The 21,192-nt window shown below is 66.1% G+C and carries 16 protein-coding genes; 6 read left to right on the forward strand and 10 right to left on the reverse strand.

Going from position 1 to position 21,192, the window contains the following annotated elements:
* Window positions 1–126 precede the first annotated feature (126 nt).
* Window positions 127–2,364: a hypothetical protein gene (locus K1X74_07620; protein MBX7166202.1), complete on the forward strand. Its 2,238-nt coding sequence runs from the start codon at window positions 127–129 to the stop codon at window positions 2,362–2,364.
* Between the two features lie 84 nt (window positions 2,365–2,448).
* On the opposite strand, the gene K1X74_07625 is transcribed toward K1X74_07620, so the two are convergent.
* From K1X74_07625 to K1X74_07640, 4 genes are all read right to left on the reverse strand, one after another.
* Window positions 2,449–3,798: a DUF1552 domain-containing protein gene (locus K1X74_07625; protein ID MBX7166203.1), complete on the reverse strand. Its 1,350-nt coding sequence runs from the start codon at window positions 3,796–3,798 to the stop codon at window positions 2,449–2,451.
* Window positions 3,799–3,800: 2 nt separating this feature from the next.
* Complete coding sequence (locus tag K1X74_07630; GenBank protein ID MBX7166204.1) at window positions 3,801–6,194, reverse strand: DUF1592 domain-containing protein; 2,394 nt, start codon at window positions 6,192–6,194, stop codon at window positions 3,801–3,803.
* A gap of 182 nt (window positions 6,195–6,376) precedes the next feature.
* Window positions 6,377–7,105 (reverse strand): response regulator transcription factor, encoded by a 729-nt coding sequence (locus tag K1X74_07635; GenBank protein MBX7166205.1) that lies wholly within the window; start codon window positions 7,103–7,105, stop codon window positions 6,377–6,379.
* Entirely contained in the window at window positions 7,102–8,094 is a 993-nt protein-coding gene (locus tag K1X74_07640; GenBank protein MBX7166206.1) for a HAMP domain-containing histidine kinase, read from the reverse strand. The genes K1X74_07635 and K1X74_07640 overlap by 4 nt, the downstream gene beginning before the upstream one ends.
* A 154-nt stretch (window positions 8,095–8,248) precedes the next feature.
* Here K1X74_07640 and K1X74_07645 point away from each other — a divergent pair, with 154 nt between their 5' ends.
* Window positions 8,249–8,419, forward strand: a complete 171-nt coding sequence (locus K1X74_07645) for a hypothetical protein (protein ID MBX7166207.1) — start codon at window positions 8,249–8,251, stop codon at window positions 8,417–8,419.
* Between the two features lie 641 nt (window positions 8,420–9,060).
* Window positions 9,061–10,293 (forward strand): PQQ-like beta-propeller repeat protein, encoded by a 1,233-nt coding sequence (locus K1X74_07650; protein MBX7166208.1) that lies wholly within the window; start codon window positions 9,061–9,063, stop codon window positions 10,291–10,293.
* Window positions 10,294–10,321: 28 nt separating this feature from the next.
* Here the strand turns inward: K1X74_07650 and dprA are convergent, their stop codons facing one another.
* The gene (gene dprA, locus K1X74_07655; protein MBX7166209.1) at window positions 10,322–11,449 is read right to left on the reverse strand and encodes a DNA-processing protein DprA; all 1,128 of its coding nucleotides are present in this window, start codon (window positions 11,447–11,449) and stop codon (window positions 10,322–10,324) included.
* A 51-nt stretch (window positions 11,450–11,500) separates the two neighbouring features.
* Window positions 11,501–12,892 carry a 3-dehydroquinate synthase gene (aroB, locus tag K1X74_07660; GenBank protein MBX7166210.1) on the reverse strand — a complete coding sequence of 464 codons (1,392 nt, stop codon included), beginning with the start codon at window positions 12,890–12,892 and terminating at the stop codon, window positions 11,501–11,503.
* Between the two features lie 146 nt (window positions 12,893–13,038).
* Between aroB and K1X74_07665 the strand changes: the two genes are divergently transcribed.
* From K1X74_07665 to bioF, 3 genes are all read left to right on the forward strand, one after another.
* On the forward strand, window positions 13,039–14,271 hold the full coding sequence (locus K1X74_07665) for a CoA transferase (GenBank protein ID MBX7166211.1): 1,233 nt from the start codon (window positions 13,039–13,041) through the stop codon (window positions 14,269–14,271).
* Window positions 14,272–14,366: 95 nt separating this feature from the next.
* Window positions 14,367–15,002, forward strand: a complete 636-nt coding sequence (locus K1X74_07670) for an EVE domain-containing protein (protein ID MBX7166212.1) — start codon at window positions 14,367–14,369, stop codon at window positions 15,000–15,002.
* An 8-nt stretch (window positions 15,003–15,010) separates the two neighbouring features.
* Window positions 15,011–16,264, forward strand: a complete 1,254-nt coding sequence (gene bioF, locus K1X74_07675; protein MBX7166213.1) for an 8-amino-7-oxononanoate synthase — start codon at window positions 15,011–15,013, stop codon at window positions 16,262–16,264.
* A gap of 402 nt (window positions 16,265–16,666) precedes the next feature.
* Here the strand turns inward: bioF and K1X74_07680 are convergent, their stop codons facing one another.
* The 4 genes from K1X74_07680 to K1X74_07695 form a co-directional block, all read right to left on the reverse strand.
* On the reverse strand, window positions 16,667–17,164 hold the full coding sequence (locus tag K1X74_07680; protein MBX7166214.1) for a TIGR03067 domain-containing protein: 498 nt from the start codon (window positions 17,162–17,164) through the stop codon (window positions 16,667–16,669).
* Window positions 17,165–17,300: 136 nt separating this feature from the next.
* Window positions 17,301–18,620: an ABC transporter permease gene (locus K1X74_07685; GenBank protein MBX7166215.1), complete on the reverse strand. Its 1,320-nt coding sequence runs from the start codon at window positions 18,618–18,620 to the stop codon at window positions 17,301–17,303.
* Between the two features lie 5 nt (window positions 18,621–18,625).
* The gene (locus tag K1X74_07690) at window positions 18,626–19,309 is read right to left on the reverse strand and encodes an ABC transporter ATP-binding protein (GenBank protein ID MBX7166216.1); all 684 of its coding nucleotides are present in this window, start codon (window positions 19,307–19,309) and stop codon (window positions 18,626–18,628) included.
* Window positions 19,310–19,347: 38 nt separating this feature from the next.
* A complete protein-coding gene (locus tag K1X74_07695; protein MBX7166217.1) occupies window positions 19,348–21,186 on the reverse strand; it encodes an efflux RND transporter periplasmic adaptor subunit in 1,839 nt (612 codons plus the stop codon).
* Window positions 21,187–21,192: the final 6 nt, after the last annotated feature.

The following is a 21,192-nucleotide window of genomic DNA, read 5'->3' on the forward strand; positions in this document are numbered from 1 at the left end:
TCGCGCGCCCGTGCACATCCGGATCAACCCCTCCAAAGCGGTGCCGCTTGACCGCCCGCAAAGGGCGAATGATCCTGGGCCACTCCACCGTTGCCTGTGGTCGTGATTCGCGGGAGCAAATATTCGATGCGTGCAAAAGCTGTCTTGTGGGCCTGGGTTTGGCGTTTGCTCGCCATCGGCGCGGCTGTGCCCGGCGCCGTGGCCGCCGAAGCCATGCCAGATGTCCCCTTTCAACAGGAATACCGCGAGCCGTTTGTCGCCAGCGCGAGCCCAGAGGAGAACGACCTCCGCGCCGTGACCGTCGATCGCCAGGGGCGCGTCTGGCTCGCCACCGCTGCCGGCTTTCGCTATCTCGAAGGCGCGGCATTCAAAACGCCCGAGCGCGGCGCGGTCGCCGGGCCGGCCTACGACGTAGAGATTGACGCCGAAGGTACGGTCTGGGGCGCCGCTTGGAACGGGCTGTTCCGACTGTCGCCCGAACGCGTCGAGCCGGTCGCGGGCTTCGAGCAGGCGCTGGCCGAGATCGCCGTGGCGGGGGACCGCATGGCGGTGGGCGGGCCAGACGGCCTGTGGATTCGTCAAGGCGGCGCCTGGAACAAGTCGACCGCACCGGTGGCCACGAGTTTTCGCGACTTGCTCTGGGTCGACAATCAACTCTGGGCCGCCACGGCCGTCGGCGCGTACGTGGTCGAAGGCGATCGCGCCCGGCGCTTGTATCGCACCGTCGACCTGCTGAGTTCCGACGTCCACGCGCTGTGCCAGACTGGTGACGGCCGCGTATGGGTCGGCTCCAATGTAGGCCTCGACGTGTTCGATCGCGGTCAACGCGTCGCCAGCTACACGGGGCGCGAGGGCCTGCCTTCGATTCACGTGCGCAGCTTGGCGGTCGATGCACAGGACCGGCTGTGGATCGGTACCGCCGTGGGCCTGGCCCGGTACGATGGGCGGCGGTTCGCCTTCCGCCACTCGCTGCGCTGGCTACCGCACGACGAGGTGCGCGATGTGCTGGCCCTGGGCGAGCATCGCTGCTGCATCGCCACGGCCGGCGGCCTGAGCGTGCTCGACGCCCGACCGCTCACGTTGGAAGAAAAGGCCGCGCACTACGAAAGAGTCGTCCGTGCGCGCCACGTGCGCGCCCCGGGCCTGGTCGAGGTCTGCTACCTGCGCGTGCCCGGCGACCTCAACACCTGGGAGCCCATGGATACTGACAACGACGGTATGTATACCGGGCAATACCTGGCGTCGCAGTGCTTCCGCTATGCCGTCACGCGCGACCCGGTGGCGCGGGCCAGCGCCGTCGCCGGGTTCGAGGCGATCGAGTTCCTGCAAACCGTCACCAGTACGCCGGGCTTCATTGCCCGCACGGTCATTCCACGCGAATGGAAGCGGATGGCCGACCCGAACCGGACGTACACGCCCGCCGAAGCGGCCGCCGAGCGGATTGGCGAACCGCTCAACAAGATCGTCACCGAGCGCTGGCGGCCCAGCTCCGACGGCCGTTGGCTCTGGAAGGGCGATACGAGTTCCGACGAGATTTCAGGGCATTACTATGCCTGGGGCGTATTCTACGACCTGGTGGCCAACGAGTCGGAGCGCCGCCGCGTGGCCGCGCTGGCCCGCCGCGTGACCGACCAGATCATCGCCGGTGAATACTCGCTGCGCGACATCGACGGCCGATCCACGCAATGGGCCATCTGGTCGCCATCGCGACTGAACGGCGATCCGAATTGGGCGCCCGAACGAAATACCAACTCGATCGAGATCATCGCGCTGCTGGAAATCGCCGCGCACCTGACGGGCGACGAAAAGTATCGCCAACACGGGCGCGACTTGCTCGACCGGCACGGATACCGCCATAACCTGCTGCCGCCGCAATCACCCGACCCGGGATTGTTCACGTTCATCGACAGCGACTTGCTGGCGATGGATTTTCGCGATTTGCTGTGCGAGCAGGCGCTGCCCGCCTGGCGCGAGACGTTTTTGCCGAGTCTCGAGGCGTGGTACCGAATGAACCGCCGCGTGCACAGCCCGTTCTACAACTTCACCTATGGCCACTTGTCCGGCCGCGAATGCGACGCGGCGGCCGCGGTGCAATACTTGCGCGACGTGCCGCTCGACATGGTCCGCTGGCGGATCGACAACTCGACCCGCGACGACGTGCAAATCGTGCGCACCCCGCAAAGCGGCTCGCCGCAAACGGACCGCTGGCTGCCGCCCGACGAGCGGGCCCTGATCAAGTGGGACGGCAACCCTTTCCACGTGGCGGACGGCGACGGAGGTCGCGCCGAAGATGCGTCGACCTTCTGGCTCTTGCCCTACTGGATGGGGCGCCACTACGGCTTCATCGCCGCGCCCCAGCCTTAGCGATCGGCCGGTCTAGGCGGCCGGGGGTTAGGGGGCGCGAGCTGACGACGCGCCGGGTGCTCAAGGACGATCCGTCGGCGTGCGCTACGCCAGATCGTTCAAACGGCCGTTGCTGTCGCCGACCTTTTCGGCGGTGATGTCCATGCACCCCAGCAGCGACACGAACAGGTTGGCCAGCGGCGTTTCGTTCGGATAGCGCACGTGCCGGCCGGTCCGCAGCGCTCCGCCGCAGCGGCCCACCAGCATGATCGGCAGATCGTCGTGATTGTGGCGGTTGCCGTCGCCGATGCCGCTGCCGTAGAGCAACAGGCTATTGTCCAGCAGCGTCGAGTCTCCCTCGGGAATCGCCTTCATCCGCTCGACGATATAGGCAAATTGTTCCATGTGATAGCGGTTGATCTTGGCGATCTTGGCCTGCTTCGCCTCGTCGTTGCCGTGGTGTGAGAGATCGTGATGTCCTTCGGGCACTTCGATCTGCGCGTAGCTGCGGTTGCTGCCCTCGTTGGCGAACATGAACGTCGCCACGCGCGTCAGGTCGCCCTGGAAAGCCAGCACCAGCAGGTCGCCGATCAGCCGCGCGTGGGCCGAGTAGTCCGACGGAACACCCGGCGGCGGCGTCATCTCCGCAAGCTGCTCGGCGTTCACCTCGGTCAGCGGCGTCGCGCTCAGCCGGGTTTCGATCTCGCGGATGGCGGTGAGGTATTCGTCCAATTTGCGGCGATCGGCCTGGCCGAGCTTTTGCCGCAAGCGATTGGCGTCGGTCAGCACGAAGTCGAGCACGCTCTTTTGAAAGAGCTGCCGCCGGGCGCGGCTTTCGGCCGCCTCGCTGCGGTTCACGTCGCCGAACAATCGCTCGAAGATCAGCCGCGGATCGATTTCCTTCGACGCCGGCTGGTTCGGCGTGCGCCAGGAGATGTTGCCGGAGTACGCGCAGCTATAGCCCGAGTCGCATCCGCCCGACTGCGGACCAAGATCACAGCCCAATTCGAGCGAAGGGAACCGGGTACGCGCGCCCAAGTGTTGGGCGATCATCTGATCGACCGACACTCCGGCGCGGAGATTGGCGCCGTCGGTCTTGAACGGCTGACACGCGGTGAGAAAACACGCGGCGCTGCGGGCATGGTCGCCCGGTCCGTCGCCGTTGGCGCGGGCCTTGTCGTGCGAGAGCCCGCTCAGGATCAGCAGATCTTGTTGCCGGGCCGCGAGCGGTTCGAGCGTGGGCGGCAGGACAAATTCGGCGCCTTCCTCGGCCGGCGTCCAGTTGGGCATGTGCACGCCGTTGGGGACGAAGAAAAACGCCGCCCGCCGGGGCGCCACAGCCGTCGTCTCGGCCGCGCGGCCCGAGGGAGTCATGGCCTCGAGCCAGGGCAGGGCCACGACGGTGCCGAGACCCTTGAGCACGGTACGACGATCGAGCGGTTGGGAATGCAACATGTTCACTGCTCGCTGGCGGCCGCCGGGCCGCGGAAAGGAACGCTCTGCACGATGGCCAACACCAGGGCCGAGAAGCGATTCTCCGACCCGGCCACCGACTGACAAATTTCATCGACCGTGCAGCGGTCGCCGGCCTCTAATCCTCGACCCAAGGCGTAGGTTAGCAGCTTTTGCGCCAGGCAACGACGAAAGTCGGCCGCCTGGCCCACGAGAATCTCGCGCAATCCCCCGGGGCCGGCAAAGGTCCGCCCGTTGGGCAGTTCGCCCGAGGCATCGATCGGATCAGCGCCGTCTTGATCGCGCCAGGCGCCAACGGCGTCAAAGTTTTCCAGGCCGAAGCCCAACGGGTCCATCAGCCGATGGCACGCCGCACAATTCGGATCGGTGCGGTGCTGCTCGGTCCGCTGGCGCAGAGTACCGGTGAGCGGACCACCTCCATCGTCGGGCAACTGCGGAGCGCCAGGCGGCGGCGGGGGCGGCGGCGTACCCAGGATTTGTTCGAGCACCCAGCGGCCGCGCTTGACCGGCGAGGTCCGCGTGGGATTCGACGTGACGGTCAATACGCTCGCTTGCAGCAAGACTCCGCCGCGCTGCGTACCGGCCAGCGACACCTGGCGAAACTCGGGGCCCGCGACGCCGTTGATGCCGTAATGTCGTGCAAGCCGCTCGTTGACGAACGTGTAATCGGCGTCGAGGAATTCGAGAATGCTGCGATCCTCGCGCATGATGTGGGCGAAGTATTGCTCGGTCTCGGAGCGCATCGCGGCGCGCAGTTCCTCGTCGAACTCGGGGAACCGCCCGCGGTCCGGCTCGATGATCCGCAGGTTGCGCAACTGCAGCCACTGGCCGGCAAAGTTCTCGACCAGCGCCTGCGACTTCGGATCGGCCAGCATGCGCCGGACTTGCGCTTCGAGCACAGCCGGCTCGGCGAGCGTGCCCTCTTCGGCGAGCTTGAACAGCTCCTCGTCGGGCATGCTGCTCCAGAGGAAATAGGACAACCGCGACGCGAGCGCCCAGGGATTCAATGGACCGGGCGGCGCATCTTCGGCCGGCGGCTCGTCCTTGCCGCGTTTCGATTTCGGCTTGTCCTCGCCGGGGGGCAGCTCGATGCGGTAGAGAAAATACGGCGACACAAGCACGGCCTGGCAGGCCAGCTGAATGCCCCGTTCGAAGCTCTCGCCCTGTTCTGTCGCCACGTGGAACACGCGCATCAGCCGCGAGACCTCGATCGAAGTCGCCGGGCGGCGCCAGGCACGCGTCGCAAACTGCTTGAGCACCATCCGCGCGCAGCCTTCGACCGTGTCGGCCTCGGGTTGAATGAAGATGATCCGGCGATGACTCTCGGGCACCGCCGCCGGCTCGAGCCCCAGGGGGCCTTCGATTTCCAGATAGTCGACGGCCAGGTTGCGATCCTTCCGCTGGGGATCGGTGGCCTGTGCGTCGTTGAAGTCGTTGAGGAACGCCGCGGCGATGCGGTGCTTGCCGGCGATCAATTCGAACTTCGCTTCGTAGACCTCGGCCGCCTCTTCCGTCACCGGCACGTCGATCGTCTGGCGGTTGGCCTCGTCGAAGCGGAGCTCCATGCGCGCCGGCTCGTCGCCGGCCTGCGTGCCAAAAGCTCGGGCACGCACGACGTAGGGGCCTGCGGCCGGGGCATCGAACGTACCGTAGACCTCGCCCGGGTAGTACAGATGAAACGCGCCGTTGACGGCTCCCTTGTAGTCGAACGTCGACTGCATGTCCTCGGCTTCGAGCCGCACGCGGCGCGGACGGCTCGGGTCGTCCGTCACGATCGCCCGCGACGTGATCTCCTCGGCAGCCGCGAGATATTTCTCCAGCAGCACCGGCGAGAGCGAAAGCACGTCGCCGATATTGTCGAATCCGTAACCGACGTCGTCCGAGGGAAAATCGTCGGCGCCGTGATAGTCGATGCCGACCAGATCTCGAATCGTGTTGTTGTATTCAACCCGATTCAAACGCCGCACCGTCACGCGGCCGGGGTCGCGCGGGCCAGCGCAGGCCAGCGTGCTCAGCAGCGCCTCGAAGCGGTCGAGCATCGCGGTGGCCACTTCCTGCGATGGCCGTTCCTCGCCTTCGGGCGGCATGGTGCCGGCGCGAAACTTGGAGATGGCCTTGTCCCAGATTTCGCGCTGCTCGACAAACTGCTTCGCGGTCGTCGCCTGGCTCAAATCCAAGCTATTCGAAGAAAACGGGCTGTTGTGGCAATCGATGCAGTATTGCCGCAACAGCGGCAAGACCTGCTCGTCGAGCGTCGCCTGGGCCGCCTGCAAGTCGGCCTCGGAGACATGCGCCAAAGGATCGTCGGCCACGGCTTGCAGGCCGAGGACCAGCCACGTGAGCCCCAGAGCCAAGGGCACCAACCGACAGCGTGTCATGCGGCTCGACATGCGCACGGCGCTCAACAATGCGACAAGGAGGGCAAGGGAGGAGCCGTTGGGCGGCCCCCGGCAGGGTCCCTGTATTCTAATTCCCACGGCACAGGAAAGCCATCAGCCCGATCGTGCCATCGCACGTAAGCCCAGTCCTGCCCGAGGTTACCGGCTTCGTGCAGGCCGAATCACTCATCTTCGCCGGCACGGACAAAGCGGTATCCGGCACCCCGCACGCTCAGAAAATGGCGGGGCCGCGAGGGATCGGCCTCGAATACCTTACGCAACCGCATCACGAAGTTGTCCACCGTGCGCGTCGTCGGGCTCGAAGCCAAACCCCAGACGCGCTCCAGCAATTGCGATCTCGTGACCACGACCCCTTCGTTCTCGATGAAGTGGCGCAGCAGCTTCAGCTCCATGTAAGTCAGCCGGACCGGCTGGTCGTCGACCAGCACCTTGAACGTGTCGAAGTTCACCACGGCGCTGTTGAACCGGTACTCGGGCCCGATGTCCTTGGTGCTCAACGGGGCACGAGGGATGCGCCCCCTGGCCAACAGGTTGCGAACCCGGGCCAGCAGCTCCTGCAGGTCGAACGGTTTCTGCAGATATTGATCGGCGCCGACGTCGAATCCCCGGGTCCGGTCCTCGGCCAGCGAGCGCGCGCTGAGGATCAACACCGGAACATCGTCGCCCTGTTCGCGCAGCGTCTCGCAAACGGCGTAGCCGCTCATGCCCGGCAACATGAGGTCGAGGACCAGCAGGTCGACGGCCTCGTCGTCCGAGCCGAGCAGGGCCAGGGCCGCGGGGCCGTCGCCCACGGTCGTCACGCGATAGCCCTCGGCCTCGAGATTGTATTGGATACCGAGGGCCAGGTGGGCTTCGTCCTCGACCACGAGGATGTGTTTGCGTTCGCTCATGCCGGCGAGATGTTCGTCTGCGGCTGCTCTGCGCCAGCACGCCGATTCGACGTGGCGGCCGTGGCCTGCGGCTGCGATCCCGGCGCATAGCCCAGCGGCAAGTCGACTTCGAAAATGGTACCTGAGTGGCCGGCCCGGTCGCGGACGTGTACCTTACCGCGCATCCGGCGCACGAGCTGATCGACAATATACAATCCCAACCCGGTGCCTGGTTTCCTGCGCTCCAGCTCGCTGCCGATGCGATAAAAGCGGCCGAAGATCTTCCGCTGCAGCCGCACCGGAATGCCGGGGCCATTGTCCGAGATCCGGGTCACGACGCGGCCGCCCGCGGTGGGCAGCGTCTCGATCTCGATTTGCGCCTGCTCGCCCGAGTATTTCGCGGCGTTGTCGATTAGGTTGCGAAACACGATCTCCACGTCGATCGGCCAGGCGCGCAGGAGCACCGGCTGCAAATGCAGCTTGATCGCCTCGGCCGGCAGGCGATAGCGCTGGCAAGCCTCGCGCGCGCAGGCGGTGAGCAAGGAGGACAGATCGACGTCGGCCAGCTCGCTGGTCTCCGGAACTTCGCGCAGGCGGGCCGCCTCGAGCAAATGATCGATCAGGGCATCGAGCCGTTCGACATCTTCGAGCATCACGCGGACGAAATCCGACTGTTGGGCCTCGGTCACCGAGCGCATGCGCAGGGTCTGCAAATAGAGCTTGAGCGAAGCAATCGGCGATTTGAGCTCGTGCGTCACGCTGTCGATGAAATTGGCCTGCCGCTGATTGAGATTGATCTCCTTGATCGTCAACAACAGGTAGAGCACGACGCCGACGAGCACGATCGTGAAGAAAATCGTGCCGACGACCAGCGTGCCCCAGAAGGCGCCCGAAATGGTGCGATTGGCGGCCAGCGAGAGCAGCACCCAGCCGATCGTCAGCGCGATCAGCAAGATGATCATGATCACGCCGAGCGTGATCGGCCAACCCAGCGATCGCTTGCGTTCCATGGTGCCGGCCCTCTGCAGTCACCCAGCGCGCCAGCGTACAAACCTCGCGCCCAGCGTCAAGCGACGCCCTGGCCCCCCGCACGAGCCCGGCGGGCGGTACCGCCGCGCGATCCGTGCTAGACTTTACACACGGCACTCCGGCGAATACATGGCCATGCACGAACGTCCCCCCCAGACCGAACCGCGCGACGACGAGCGACCCATTCGCTGGGAGCTCGTTGCACGGCTGCGCCGGGAGATCGCCGAGGGCAACTACGATACGCCCGAGCGATGCGCCGCGGCGATCGATCGCCTGCTCGAACGCTGGCACGCCGACGAGCGCTGAGGCCCACGCCGACGAGCGCTCAGGGCGCTGATCGCCAGCGACCGCCGCGACAAGAAAATCTCGTGCCAATCGCGCGTCACTTTGCAACGCCCCCGGCCCCGCGCGGCAAACCCCGCAAGATCGCTGCCGCTTTCCGCGACGGGCGCGGGAGACCCGCGGCCTCGATTTTTTTCCGTGCATTTTCTCCGCCTGCATTGCAGTCGCGGCATAGAATAAAGAAAGCCGGGTTGCAGCTAAGCTCTAGCGAGCGGGCACAACCGCGCGGCTTCAAACGCCGCGCGGTTTGTCCGCAAGCTGGGAGCGAAAATTGCCGATGTCTGTTTGCGGCTCGGTTGGTGACAACCGGGCGGATCCCAGCCTCCTGTCTAATTCCGTCGGAGGTGCCAACCCTGAATTCGTGGACCGAGATCAACCAACGGCCCGTGCCTAGCACAGCCTGATCTCGCGTACTTCTCGAAGCGACTCCACCGTCGCAATGGCAGGGGGTTTGGATCCAAGGCCGCGGGCCCAACAGGGTACCGCGGCTTTTTTTATTGAACGGCGCCGGCATTTTGCCGGCGCTGGGGGGCAATCGCGACGCGGTCCGGATAGACTTGGCCCCAGCGGTCAAGTCGTTCGCCCCACCGCAGGAGGCCAGGCTCGTGTCGCGTGTGTCGATTGCTGCCCTCGTCTTGTTATTGTTCGCCGGCCAAGTCGCTCGGTCTGCGGCCGAGGACTGGCCCTGCTGGCGCGGCCCACGGGGCGACGGCACGAGCCTCGAGCCGAACGTACCCACCACCTGGAGCGGCACGGAAAACGTCGCCTGGAAGGTGCCCATCGCCGGCCGGGGCCATTCTTCGCCGATTATCTGGCAGGACCGGCTGTTCCTGGTCACCTGCCTGGAAGAGTCGCAAGAGCGCGTGCTGATGGGGCTCGATCGCCGCGACGGGCGCGAGCTTTGGCGGCGAACGGTCGTCACGGCGCCCCTGGAGGAAAAGCACCCGCTCAACAGCTACGCCTCGAGCACCCCGGCCACCGATGGCGAGCTGGTGTACGTCACGTTTCTCGAAGGCGACCAGATGGTGGTCGCGGCGTACGACTTTGCGGGCCAGCAGCGTTGGCTCGTGCGTCCCGGCTCGTTTCACAGCAAGCACGGCTACTCGAGCTGCCCGGTGCTGTTCGAGGACCTGGTGATCGTCAATGGCGACCACGACGGCGACAGCTTTGTCGTGGCGCTGGACCGCGCCAGCGGCGCGACCCGGTGGAAGATCGACCGCGAGAACAAGACGCGCAGTTACTCGGTCCCGTTGATCCGCGAGTTCGCCGGGCAGACGCAAATGTTGCTCTCGGGCAACAAGTGCGTGTCGAGCTACGATCCGCGCACCGGCGAGCGCCGCTGGGTTCTCGCTGGTCCCACCGAGCAATTCGTGGCGTCGCTCGTCAACAACGACGAGCTGGTCTTCATGACCTGCGGGTTTCCCGACCATCACATCCTGGCGATCCGCCCGACGGGCGCCGGCCAACTGACCGACGACCACATCGTCTGGCGGACGATCAAGGGCGCATCGTACGTGCCGTCGCCGATCGTGATCGGGCCTTACTTTTTGATCGTGGCCGACAACGGCATCGCCAGTTGTTTCGACGCGGCCTCAGGCAAGCGGCACTGGATGGAGCGGATCGGCGCGCGTTATAGCGCTTCGCTCGTCGCGGCCGGCGGCCTGGCCTATTTTCTTTCGGACGACGGCGTGATGACCGTCGTCCGGCCGGGTCCGGAGTTCGAACAAGTCGCCGAGAACGCCCTAGGGGAAGAAACCTACGCCTCGCCGGCCATCAGCCGGGGGCAAGTGTTCCTCCGTGGGGTCGGCCATTTGTATTGCATCGGTCCGCGGTCGTAGTCGAAGCCGCGAGGCGGCGCCGCGCGGATCAGCGCCGGGCATAGAGCTGGCCGCTGACGCGCCGCACCAGGCGGCGCACTTCAAGCACTGCGAGCGCGGCCGAAACCTGCGAAGCGGCCAGGCCCGTCGCGGCGACGACCGTATCGATGGCCGTCGTTTCGCCGTCGAGCGCGGCCAACACGATGCGCTCGACGTCGTTCAGCTTCAACTCGGCCGGGTGCCGCACGGTCGTCGCGTCGTCCGTCTGCACCGGATGGGCCAAGGGCCCGAGTTCCTCGAGCACGTCGTCGGCCGTTTCGACCAGCTTCGCCCCGTCGCGAATCAACCGATGACAGCCACGGGCCAGGCGGTTGTCGACCCGGCCCGGCACGGCGAACACCTCGCGGCCTTGTTCATAGGCATGGCGCGCCGTGATCAACGCGCCGCTGCGTTCGGCCGCCTCGACGACGATCGTCCCCAGCGTCAAACCGCTGATCAGCCGGTTGCGCTGTGGAAAGGTGCCCGGCAATGGCGTGCCGCGCAAGGCGTTTTCGGACAAGACGGCGCCGGCGCCGGCGATCTGCGCGGCCAGCTCGGCGTGCTCGGGCGGATAGATTTCCAACAGCCCGCTGCCGAGCACCGCCAAGGTGCGACCGCCGGCGGCCAGTGCGCCACGATGCGCCGCGGCATCGATGCCCCGGGCCAGGCCGCTGACAATGGTGACCCCGGCGCGTGCGAGGCTCGCGGCGAGTCGTTCGGCCTGCTCCAGGCCGTAGCGCGTCGCATGGCGCGAGCCGACAATCGCCACGGCCAGCCCATCGGACGAAGCCAGGGTACCGCGCAGATACAACACGCCGGGTGGGTCGGGAATCTCGGCCAAGAGCGGCGGATACTCGGCCGACGTGTCGAGCATCAACTGGATGCCATGCTGGCGCGCCAGTGCCAGTTCGCTCGCGACGTCGATTGAATCGCGGACGTCGACGATGCGCCCGCTCAGCTTCGGACCAATGCCCGGTACGAGAGCCAACTGCTGAGGCGATGCTCTCAAGACCTCGGCGGGACTACCGAAAGCATCGAGCAGTGCGCGGCGCAGCCGCGGACCGATTCCCGGCAACAGCGCCAAGCGCAGATGGTCTGCCAAGTCCCGCTCGTCGCTGTGCTCGGAACCAGCGGTCATGCCCCGTGCTCGTACCGCGTCTGAGGCGCGTGTGTTAACTGTGGCGGTGCGTTAGTTGTCGCTCGTCTCGCCCGGCTCGCCGGCCGCCGGTGGCTCGGCCGGGGCGACCAGGGCCTCTTCCGGATTAGTCGAGATCGGTCCCAGCGAGATGGATTCGGCCGGCATGGCATTCGATGCATCGGCCACCGCCTCTTCGAACGGCTGCGACCCCTTTGACGGCGCGTCGGCAGTCTCGCCATCGACCGTCGCAGCCCTGGGTGCCTCTGACCCCGGAGATGCCGCTGGCCCAGGGGGCGCCGCCTCGCCGGGGCCGGCCTGCTTTTGCGCACGTTGCAGATCGGGCCGCCCGGCGTTGAGCACGGCGCGGATTTCGCGGACCGGTACATCGTCGACCAGCTCGACGTGGCCCAATCGCGTCGGCAGCACCAGCCGCAGATGGCCGGCCGTGGCTTTCTTGTCGCGGCGCATCACCGAGATCACCTTGTCGGCGTTCAACCGCGGGACATACGTCGGCAGGCTCAGGGCCCGCAGCAGCCGCTCCTGGCGTTTGACGAGCGCCGCATCGATACGTCCCAAGCGCTCGGCCAGTTGTGCGGCGCAGGTCATGCCGATCGAAACCGCCTCGCCGTGCAACAACTGCGCATACCGGGTCAGCGTCTCGAAAGCATGACAGAAGGTGTGGCCATAGTTCAGCACGGCCCGATGTCCTGTCTCCTCGCGTTCGTCTTGTTCGACGACGTCAGCCTTCAGACGACAACATCGGGCCACGATGTGTTCGAGCACGCTCGGGTCGCGGTTCTTGATGCCGGGGATGTGCTGTTCGAGATAGACGAAAAACTCCGGGTCCAGGATCACGCCGTACTTGACCACCTCGGCCAACCCCGCGCGATACTCGCGCGGCGGCAAGGTGTTGAGCACGGTCGTATCGATCAACACGCCGCGCGGTTGCCAAAAGCAACCGACCATGTTCTTGCCGCCAGCCAGGTTGACGCCCACCTTGCCGCCGACCGAGCTATCGACCTGCGCCAACAAGGTGGTGGGCACCTGCCAGAAGGGGAGTCCGCGCCCGTAGGTCGCGGCCACGAAGCCGGCCAGATCGCCGACAACTCCGCCGCCGACGGCAACGACCGCTGTCTGGCGATTGACGTTCAGCTCCAATAGCTTGTCCCACAGCAGCCAGGCCGTCTTGACCGACTTGGTCCGTTCGCCGGGATCGGTCACCAGCACCTCGACCTGCCAGCCGGCGTCCTGCAAACTCTTGACGGCGACCTCGGCATGCGTTTGGTCGATGTTGGTATCGCTGATGACGACCGCATGACTCGGCCCACCCGACGCGCTAATCCAGCCTCCCAGCTCGTGCAAATTGCCCGTGCCGATGCGGATGTCGTAGCTGCGCGGACCGAGATTCACGTGCACGGTGGAACTTGTCGAGTTCACAACCAGGCTCTCCTCCGGAATGCGAACGTGGGGCCGCCCCAGACGATTTCCCCACGGGGCAGGCCGACCCGAACCGCGTCAGTATATCCTCTGATGTGTGCGGAGGCAGGGACCGCCTGCCGCCCAGGCCCAACCCGTTGCGAGCACCGCGCATGACGTCGCCCGTCGCCGATTCCTCGACTCCCCATTTGCCGCTGGCAGGCGTACGCGTGCTCGATTTGTCGCGCGTGCTGGCGGGCCCGTTGTGCTGCCAGGTGCTCGCCGACCTGGGCGCCGACGTCGTCAAGGTCGAGCGCCCCGGTACGGGCGACGACACGCGGGCCTGGGGTCCGCCGTTTTTGCCCGAAGGCGGTACGAGCGCCTACTACTTGTCGTGCAACCGCGGCAAGCGGTCGCTGGCCCTCGACCTGGCCCATCCCCAGGCGCGCGCCGTGCTCGATGCATTGCTCATGCAGGCTGATTGTCTGGTCGAGAACTTTCTGCCTGGCTCGTTGGCCAGGCTCGGCCTCGACGACGCTCGTGTTCGCCAGCTCAATCCTCGCATCGTGCGGGCCTCGATCTCCGGCTATGGCCGCAGCGGGCCGATGGCCGAGGTGCCGGGCTACGACCTGGCCGTACAGGCCTTTGCCGGGTTGATGGCCATCACCGGCCCCGTCGAGGGTCCGCCGATGAAAGTCGGCGTCGCCATGGCCGACGTGCTCGCCGGACTCTACGCCGCGATTGCGCTGCTGGCCGGGTTGCATGCCCGGGGTGCGTCCGGTACGGGGGCGACCTGCGACCTGGCGCTGGCCGACTGCACCTTGGCCAGCCTGGTCAACGTCGCTCAAGGGGCGCTCGTCACGAGCCTGGCGCCGCAGCGCTGGGGCAACGCGCACCCGCAAATCGTGCCCTATGAGCCGCTCGCCGCGCAAGACGGTCATTTCATTCTGGCCGTCGGCAACGACGGTCAATGGCAGCGCTTCTGCACAGCCGTCGGGCACGCCGATTGGGCCGTTGACCCACGGTTTGCGACGAACCCGGTGCGCGTCGCCCATCGCCGCGAGCTACTCGCCCTGCTCGAACCGCTCGCTCGCGCACGGACCGTCGACCAATGGCATGCCTTGTTGGCCGCTCACGACGTGCCGCATGGGCCCGTGCTCGGCGTCGACGAGGCGCTGGCGCATCCGCAAGTGGCCGCTCGCGGCATGGTTCTGCCGGCCACCGACGGCGCGGGCCGCAGCTTTCGGCTGGTCGCATCGCCGCTGCACTGGGAAGGTGACCCGCCGCGCACGAGTCTGCCTGCGCCGCCCGCGCTCGGCGAACATTCGGACGAAGTTCTGCGCGATTGGCTGGCGTTTACCCCCGTGCAGATCGCCGCCTTACGGCAGTCGGGTGCGCTCGGCTGATCGCCGGGAGCACGGCTTTCGGGGCACTGGCCTAGGCCGTAGAATCCACGCCATTCGTCCTGGTATCCCGTTGCCCGCACCGCGGCAGTTTGTACATGTCGTCCTCACCGCGATTCTGGCTGTTGAAGACCGAACCCGAGTCGTATTCCATCGACGACCTGGCCGCCGCACCGCGGCAGACGACCTGCTGGGACGGCGTGCGCAACTACCAGGCCCGCAATTTCATCCGCGACGACATGCGGGCCGGCGACCAGGTGCTGTTCTATCACTCGAGCACCGACCCCCCGGCCGTCGTCGGTACGGCGGTCGTGGTGCGCGAGGCATATCCCGACCACACGGCCTGGGACCCGAAGGACCATCATTACGATCCCAAGGCGTCCGCCGAGAACCCGATTTGGCAGATGGTCGACATTCGCCTCGAGCACAAGTTCGCGGTGCCCATCGCGCTGGAAGTGCTGCGCAAGACGCCGTCGCTCAAGGGCATGGAACTGCTGCGTCGCGGCTCGCGGCTGTCGGTGCAGCCGGTCTCGCCGGCCGAGTTCGACGCGGTGTTGCAGGTGGCCGAGCAATTGGCCGAGGCGGCCGGTCACTCCCCGCGCGTGGCCCGACACAAGATGACCCCTCCGAAAGGCGTGGCCCATCGCCTCGGCAAGCCGAAGGCGCGCCACCACGTCGCCAAGAAAGGTGGCTCGAAGAACAGCGCCTCGAAAAACCGGGCGGCGAAAGGCTGATGCGGCCGATGGCTACCAGCGACGCGATGCGCAACGATGGGCCGCTCGATCCGCTCGAATGGCTCGATGAACAGCTCAGCGATTGGCGCGCCGCGGGCCTTGAGCGACGTCTGCGCACCGTTGAACGCATCGCGCCCGGCTGGATTGAATGGGCCGGCCAGCGTCTGCTCGACTTCGGCTCGAACGACTATCTCGGGCTGGCGCTCGACCCGCGTCTGGTGGCCGCGACGGTCGAATTGCCGCAAGCCGGGGCCGGGGCCGCGGCCAGCGCGCTGGTCGCAGGACACAGCGCAGCGTGCGCCGACCTCGAAGCGCGGTTGGCCGCCTTCGAAGGCTGCGAGGCGGCCTTGGTCTTCGCCTCCGGCTATGCGGCCAACGTGAGCACTATTCCCGCGCTCGTCGGCCGTGGCGACGCCGTGTTCAGCGACGAGTTGAATCATGCCAGCCTGATCGACGGCTGCCGGCTTTCGCGGGCCGACGTGCAGGTCTACCCCCATCGCGACGTGGGCGCGCTCGCCGCGGCGCTCCAGCAAAGCCGCGCTCGCCGCAAACTGATCGTCACCGACGGCCTGTTCAGCATGGACGGCGACCTGGCGCCCCTGGTCGAATTGGCCGCGTTGCGGCAGCAATTCGGCGCCATGCTGTTGGTCGACGAGGCGCATGCGACGGGCATCTTCGGCACGCAGGGCCGCGGCGCGGCCGAACACTGCGGCGTCGAATCGCAGGTCGACATCCGCATCGGCACGCTGAGCAAGGCCCTCGGCACGCTCGGCGGCGTTGTCGTCGGGCGACAGAAACTCGTCGACTGGCTGGTTCAGCGCGCCCGAGGCTACGTGTTTTCGACCGCGTTGCCGCCGAGTTTGTGCCGCGCGGCAATGACCGCGCTCGACGTGGTCCATCACGAGCCGCACCGCCGCAACGAATTGCTGCGCACGGCGGCGTTTGTGCGCGAGGCGCTGCATGCGCAAGGTTGGAACCTCGGACCAACTCAGAGCCAGATCGTGCCGCTGGTCGTCGGCAGCGCCGAAGTGGCCCTGGCTTTGTCGAGCGAATTGCAGCGACGCGGTTTGTTCGTCCCCGCGATCCGTCCGCCATCGGTGCCCGAAGGCCAGGCACGGCTGCGCATCAGCCTCAGTTGGGCCCACGACGCCGCGGCGATCGAGCGGCTGGTCGAGAGCTGCGCCGAATTGCAGCGCAGCCAGCCCGGCCAAGCCGCTCGGGGTGAAGCTTCACGCGCGGCCGCCGGGCCGGTGCATGCGTGAACGGAGCAGCGAACGGCGCCGTTCGCAGAGTGTGGCCGTGTGCCAACGATGCGGCGACGTGGCGGCCGTGAAGGGCACCGGCTCGGCCGGGCGAGGCCTCGAGCGTCGCGGATTTTCGCAAGGGTTGTCGGATCGTCCCGTGGCGGCGTTGAGATGGGCCGCAAAGTTGCTATAGGTCAAGCGTAGCAACAACAATCGCCAAGAACGGATCGGCATAGAGCGTCTCACCCGGGTTCGAGAAACGCACGTCCACGACGGACCCTATCCCCTTACGTTAATCGGGCGCCTCGGACACGCCTAGAGATTTTTGTTTGGGTTCGATGACGCGCCGGCTGTCCGGCCCGGATCGAAACCTCCGCCGGCCCGTGATGTTCTCCACCGGAGCAAGAGCGGCCGCGCCGATTAGCGTTCGGCAAGCGGATCGGCCGGCTGGGCGGCGGGTTCGGCGCTGGGGGATTTCGGCTTCGGACGTTCCCAGACCGACAGAATGAAGCCGTTGGCAGCCGCGTTGTCGAAGGTCGTCGGGCGGGGGCCGTTCGGATCTCCATGACAGCGAACCCAACGCGAGCCCTCGAAGCGGTAGATCCCCCGCGTCACGCGGCCGTCGTCCCACCGCACGTCGAAGGCTGGCGGCTGCGCCAGCGGATGCAGCACCAACGTGTATTCGTGCTTCACGTCGTCGCGGTCGGGCAGCCGCACGAGAATGCTGGCCCGATCGCCGTGAATCTCGAGCTTGCCTTTGGCCTGCTCGCCTTCCATGCGCATGGCCGCGTTTTCCAAGAGCACCAGTGACCAGGTGCCTTGAACGCGGCTGGCGTCCGACTGTTCGCTGCCGGCCAATGCAGGCACGACGGCCAACAGCGCACAACCTCCAACGCAGATCCAGCGACTGGCACGCATGCAGCGGTTCGCCCTAGGGCGCCCCTCGGAGTGCGCTCGGCCGCCGGGATGGCTCCGTGCGGCAAGCGCGAATAGCGCAAATTTGGCACATGAGAATAACAAAAAAACGGCGGTGCGTCTGCTGCTAGCAGTTCCCTTATTCGTGTCGCAAGGCCTCGATCGGGTCCATCGCGGCGGCTCGAATCGCGGGATACAAGCCGAAAATCACGCCCACGCCGACCGAAATGCCGAACGCCAGTGGAATCGACCAGGTGACGATCACCGGCGAAACGTCGCGCACCACCTCGGGCAGGTTGCGCACCACGTCGGGAAACGCGTCTTCGATCAGGCTCCGCAGACCGCGCGTCACCGGTCCGCAGACCAATCCGCCCAGGATTCCCGTCCCGCCGCCGACGATCGACAAGGCGATGGTCTCGGCCAGGAATTGCCGTGTGATGTCGCGGCGCTTGGCCCCCAGGGCGCGACGAATGCCGATCTCGCGCGTCCGCTCGGTGACCGTGGCCAGCATGATGTTCATGATGCCGATGCCGCCTACGACCAGCGAGATGGCCGCGATCAAGCCCATGAACACGATGAACATCAACCGCGTGCTGCGCGCCTGTTCGAGCAGTTCCAGGGGCACGACGATCGCGTAGTCCTCCATGCGATGGTTGAGCTGCAGCGTGCGCCGTACGACCTCGGCCGTGGCCAGCACCTGGTCGACGTCGGCCACGCGGAGCGTCACCTGGGTGACCTCGACGTGCTCGCCCTCGAACGAGCCGCTGCGCCGGGTGACGACTGTGTCGCCGATGCGGTTCCACAACGTCGAGATCGGGATATAGACGTCCGAGGCGAAATCCTGCGCCGCGAGCGAGCCGCCGATACCGGCCGTCGGCGTGCGCGACTTCATCACCCCGACCACGACATAGTAAGCGTCTTCGACGTGAATGGCCCGGCCGATCGGGTCTTCATACGGAAACAGCCGCTTGGCCACCTCGTGCGCCAGCACGCAAATGTTGCTCTTGTCCTGCACGTCGGCGCCGGCGATGAAGTGGCCCCGATCGACGATCAATTTCGTGACCTCGGCATACTCCGGCGTGCAGCCGACCAGCCGGCCGTCGACCAGCCGGTCCTGATGGCGGAATTGCCGGCGGATCTCGCGGATCGGCAGGGCCCGCTCGATCGTCGGAATCGTCTGGCTCAGGCGCTCGTAGTCCTCGCGCGTGAGGCCATACGGCACCGGGCCACGGAAGCTGACCGTCGATTCGCTGGGCGGCTTGACCGACCGGACGATGATGTTGTCGGCGCCGAGCCCTTCGATCTGTTCCTGCGCCTTTTGGCTGATCCCTTCGCCGATGGCCAGTAGCCAGACGACGCTGGCCACGCCGATAAAGATGCCCAGCACCGTCAGCAGCGACCGCAACGGGTGCAGCAGCAGGCTCTTGATGCCCAGGATCCAGGTGCGCAGCCACAACATCGCCGTTAGTTCCTGACGTCCGAGACGATGTTGCCGTCTTTGAGCCGCACCACGCGCTTCGCCCGCCGCGAGACGTCGTCTTCGTGGGTAACCATGATGATCGTCTTGCCCTCGGCGTTGAGCCCCGCGAGCAGGTCGAGAATCTCTTGCGTCGTCACCGAGTCGAGATTTCCCGTCGGTTCATCGGCCAGGATGAAGTACGGATCGTTGGCCAGGCTGCGGGCAATCGCCGCGCGCTGCTGCTGGCCGCCGGAGAGCTGTGCCGGCCGGTGATTCAACCGGTTTCCCAGCCCGACAATTTGCGCCAATTCGCGGCACCGGGCCCGCTGTTTCGAGGTCAGCCGCCCTTGGTAATACAGCGGCACCTCGATGTTTTCGATGACCGTCAACTGCGGAATCAGGTTGAACGATTGAAACACGAAGCCGATCCGCTGGGCACGGACCTCGGAGAGCTGGTCGTCGCTCATGCGAGCCACGTCATCGTTGCCCAGGAAATACTGTCCACCGCTGGGCCGGTCGAGACAGCCCAGCAAGTTGAGCAGCGTCGACTTGCCCGAGCCCGAGGGGCCCATGATGGCGACGTAATCGCCCTCGGGCACGTCGAGACTGACTCCGCGCAGGGCGTAGACCGTTTCGCCCGAGAGGCGATACTCCTTACGGATGTCGACGGTGCGCGCGGCGAAATTCATCGAGACGATTGCGCGACCAGGAGTCGCGGGCCAAGGACCTACGAGCCGGATTGACCGCCTTCGCCCGCCTCGGCGGGCGGTTCGCCGTCGGCGGCCTTCTTCTTGGCCGCGGCCGCCATCCGCTCCTTGAGCTTGGTCATGGCCGCGATCATTTCCTCGCGGTCGACGAAGCCGTCCTTGTTGGCGTCGGTCTGATCGAAGTTGGCCTTGCCGCGCTCAGGCATTTCGTCCTTGCTCAGTCGGCCGTCGCTGTCCTTGTCCATCGTGGGGAACATCATGTCGACCATCGCCGCTGGCTCCATGTCTGCCATCTGGCCCATCCCGCCGGCCCCGCCGGAGCCCCCGCGTTTGTTCCCACGCTCGCGCTTGGCATCGCCGCCGGCCGTCGCATCGGCGGCCACCGCCCCCGCGGGCCGCGCAGACTTCGGATCGAGCTTCGGCAGCTCGCGGACCTGTTCCGAGCTGGCCACCAACACCTCGGCCGGCAGTTGGACGTTGTCCAATTGCAGCGTCGGCTCCAGCAGCACCTCGTCTCCTTCTTTCAAACCGCCGCGAATCACGATGAACGTGTCGTTCGTCGAACCGATCTCGACCTGGCGGGCCTCGAGCTTTTCGCCGTTGCGTACGACCGTGAAGTGGGTGCCTCCCCGTTCGAACACGGTTTGCACCGGCACCTGGATCACGTCCTTGGCTTGTTCGACGTAGATCTTCACCTGGGCTGTCATGCCCGGTCGCAGTCCGACCGACGCGTCTTTGATCTCGACGTAGGCGCCGTATTCCTTGACCGCCGACGAGAACCAGTTGCCGGCCAACGGATACTCGTCCACCTTGCGGACCACGCCTTCCAACTGCTTTTCCGGCAAGGCATCGAGCTTCACCAGGGCGAACTGCCCGGCCTGCACGCGGTCGATGCGCGACTCGTTGATCTTGGTTTTGACCTGCATTCGCGCCGGATCGGGCAGTCGGATCACCACCTGGCGCTCGCGGACGACGGCGCCTTCCTGGACGATGAACTCGCTGTTGTTGTTGCGACCTTCCGATTGGTTGGCATAGACGACCTGGCCCGCGGCCGGGGCCGTGACCACGCACTTGGCGATCTGGTCCTTGATCAGTTGCAGCTTCTCTTCATCGAGCTTCAGCACTTCCTGGTCGGCCTGCAGCTTGGCATCGGCGATCTTGATGTCGGCCTGCAACTGGCGCAGCATCTTCTCTCGGGTGAACCGCCGCAGGACGTCGAGCTTCGTGCTGGCGATCTCGAGCGTCTTGCGGGCCTTCTCGACCGCAAAGCGATCGGCGTCGAGCTGCAATTGCGTGATGTAGCCCTTGGCGGCCAGCTTTTCGCTGAACCGGGCATAGTCCTCGGCGCGCCGCAAGTCTTCCTGCGCGATGAAGATGTCGCCTTCGAGCGTCTTTTCTTCTTGCTTGAACGTGCCTTCGAGGTATTCCCTCTCGGCGATCGTGGCCGTATCCAAGGTGTTCTGCGACGAGATCACCGTCGACAGGCTGGTGTTGACCTTGATCTGCTGCTGGTTGAGCTCGTTCTCGAGGCTCGATGCATCGAAACGAATGAGGAAGTCGCCCTGGGCCACGTGCGTGCCCTCGGGCACGATCTCGATGATCGCCACACCCGAGCCGGAGCCGCGCGATTGGACCTCGCAACGGACCTCGACGTTACTTGAGCTTTCCAGCTCACCCTGCTCGGTGACGGTGTTGGTAAACACACCCTTGGCCACCTTGTGAACCAAGGGTCCGGCCTTCTTTTCCGAGAGCGAGCCCCAGGGCACCAGCCAAGCGGCGGCCAACGGAACACCGACCAGGACCGACAACCCGATCAGGGTGCCGACCCAAGAGAGACCGCGGCGGTTGGCAACTGGCATAGCACG

This window comes from Pirellulales bacterium, assembly GCA_019694435.1.
GTDB lineage: Bacteria > Planctomycetota > Planctomycetia > Pirellulales > JAEUIK01 > JAIBBZ01.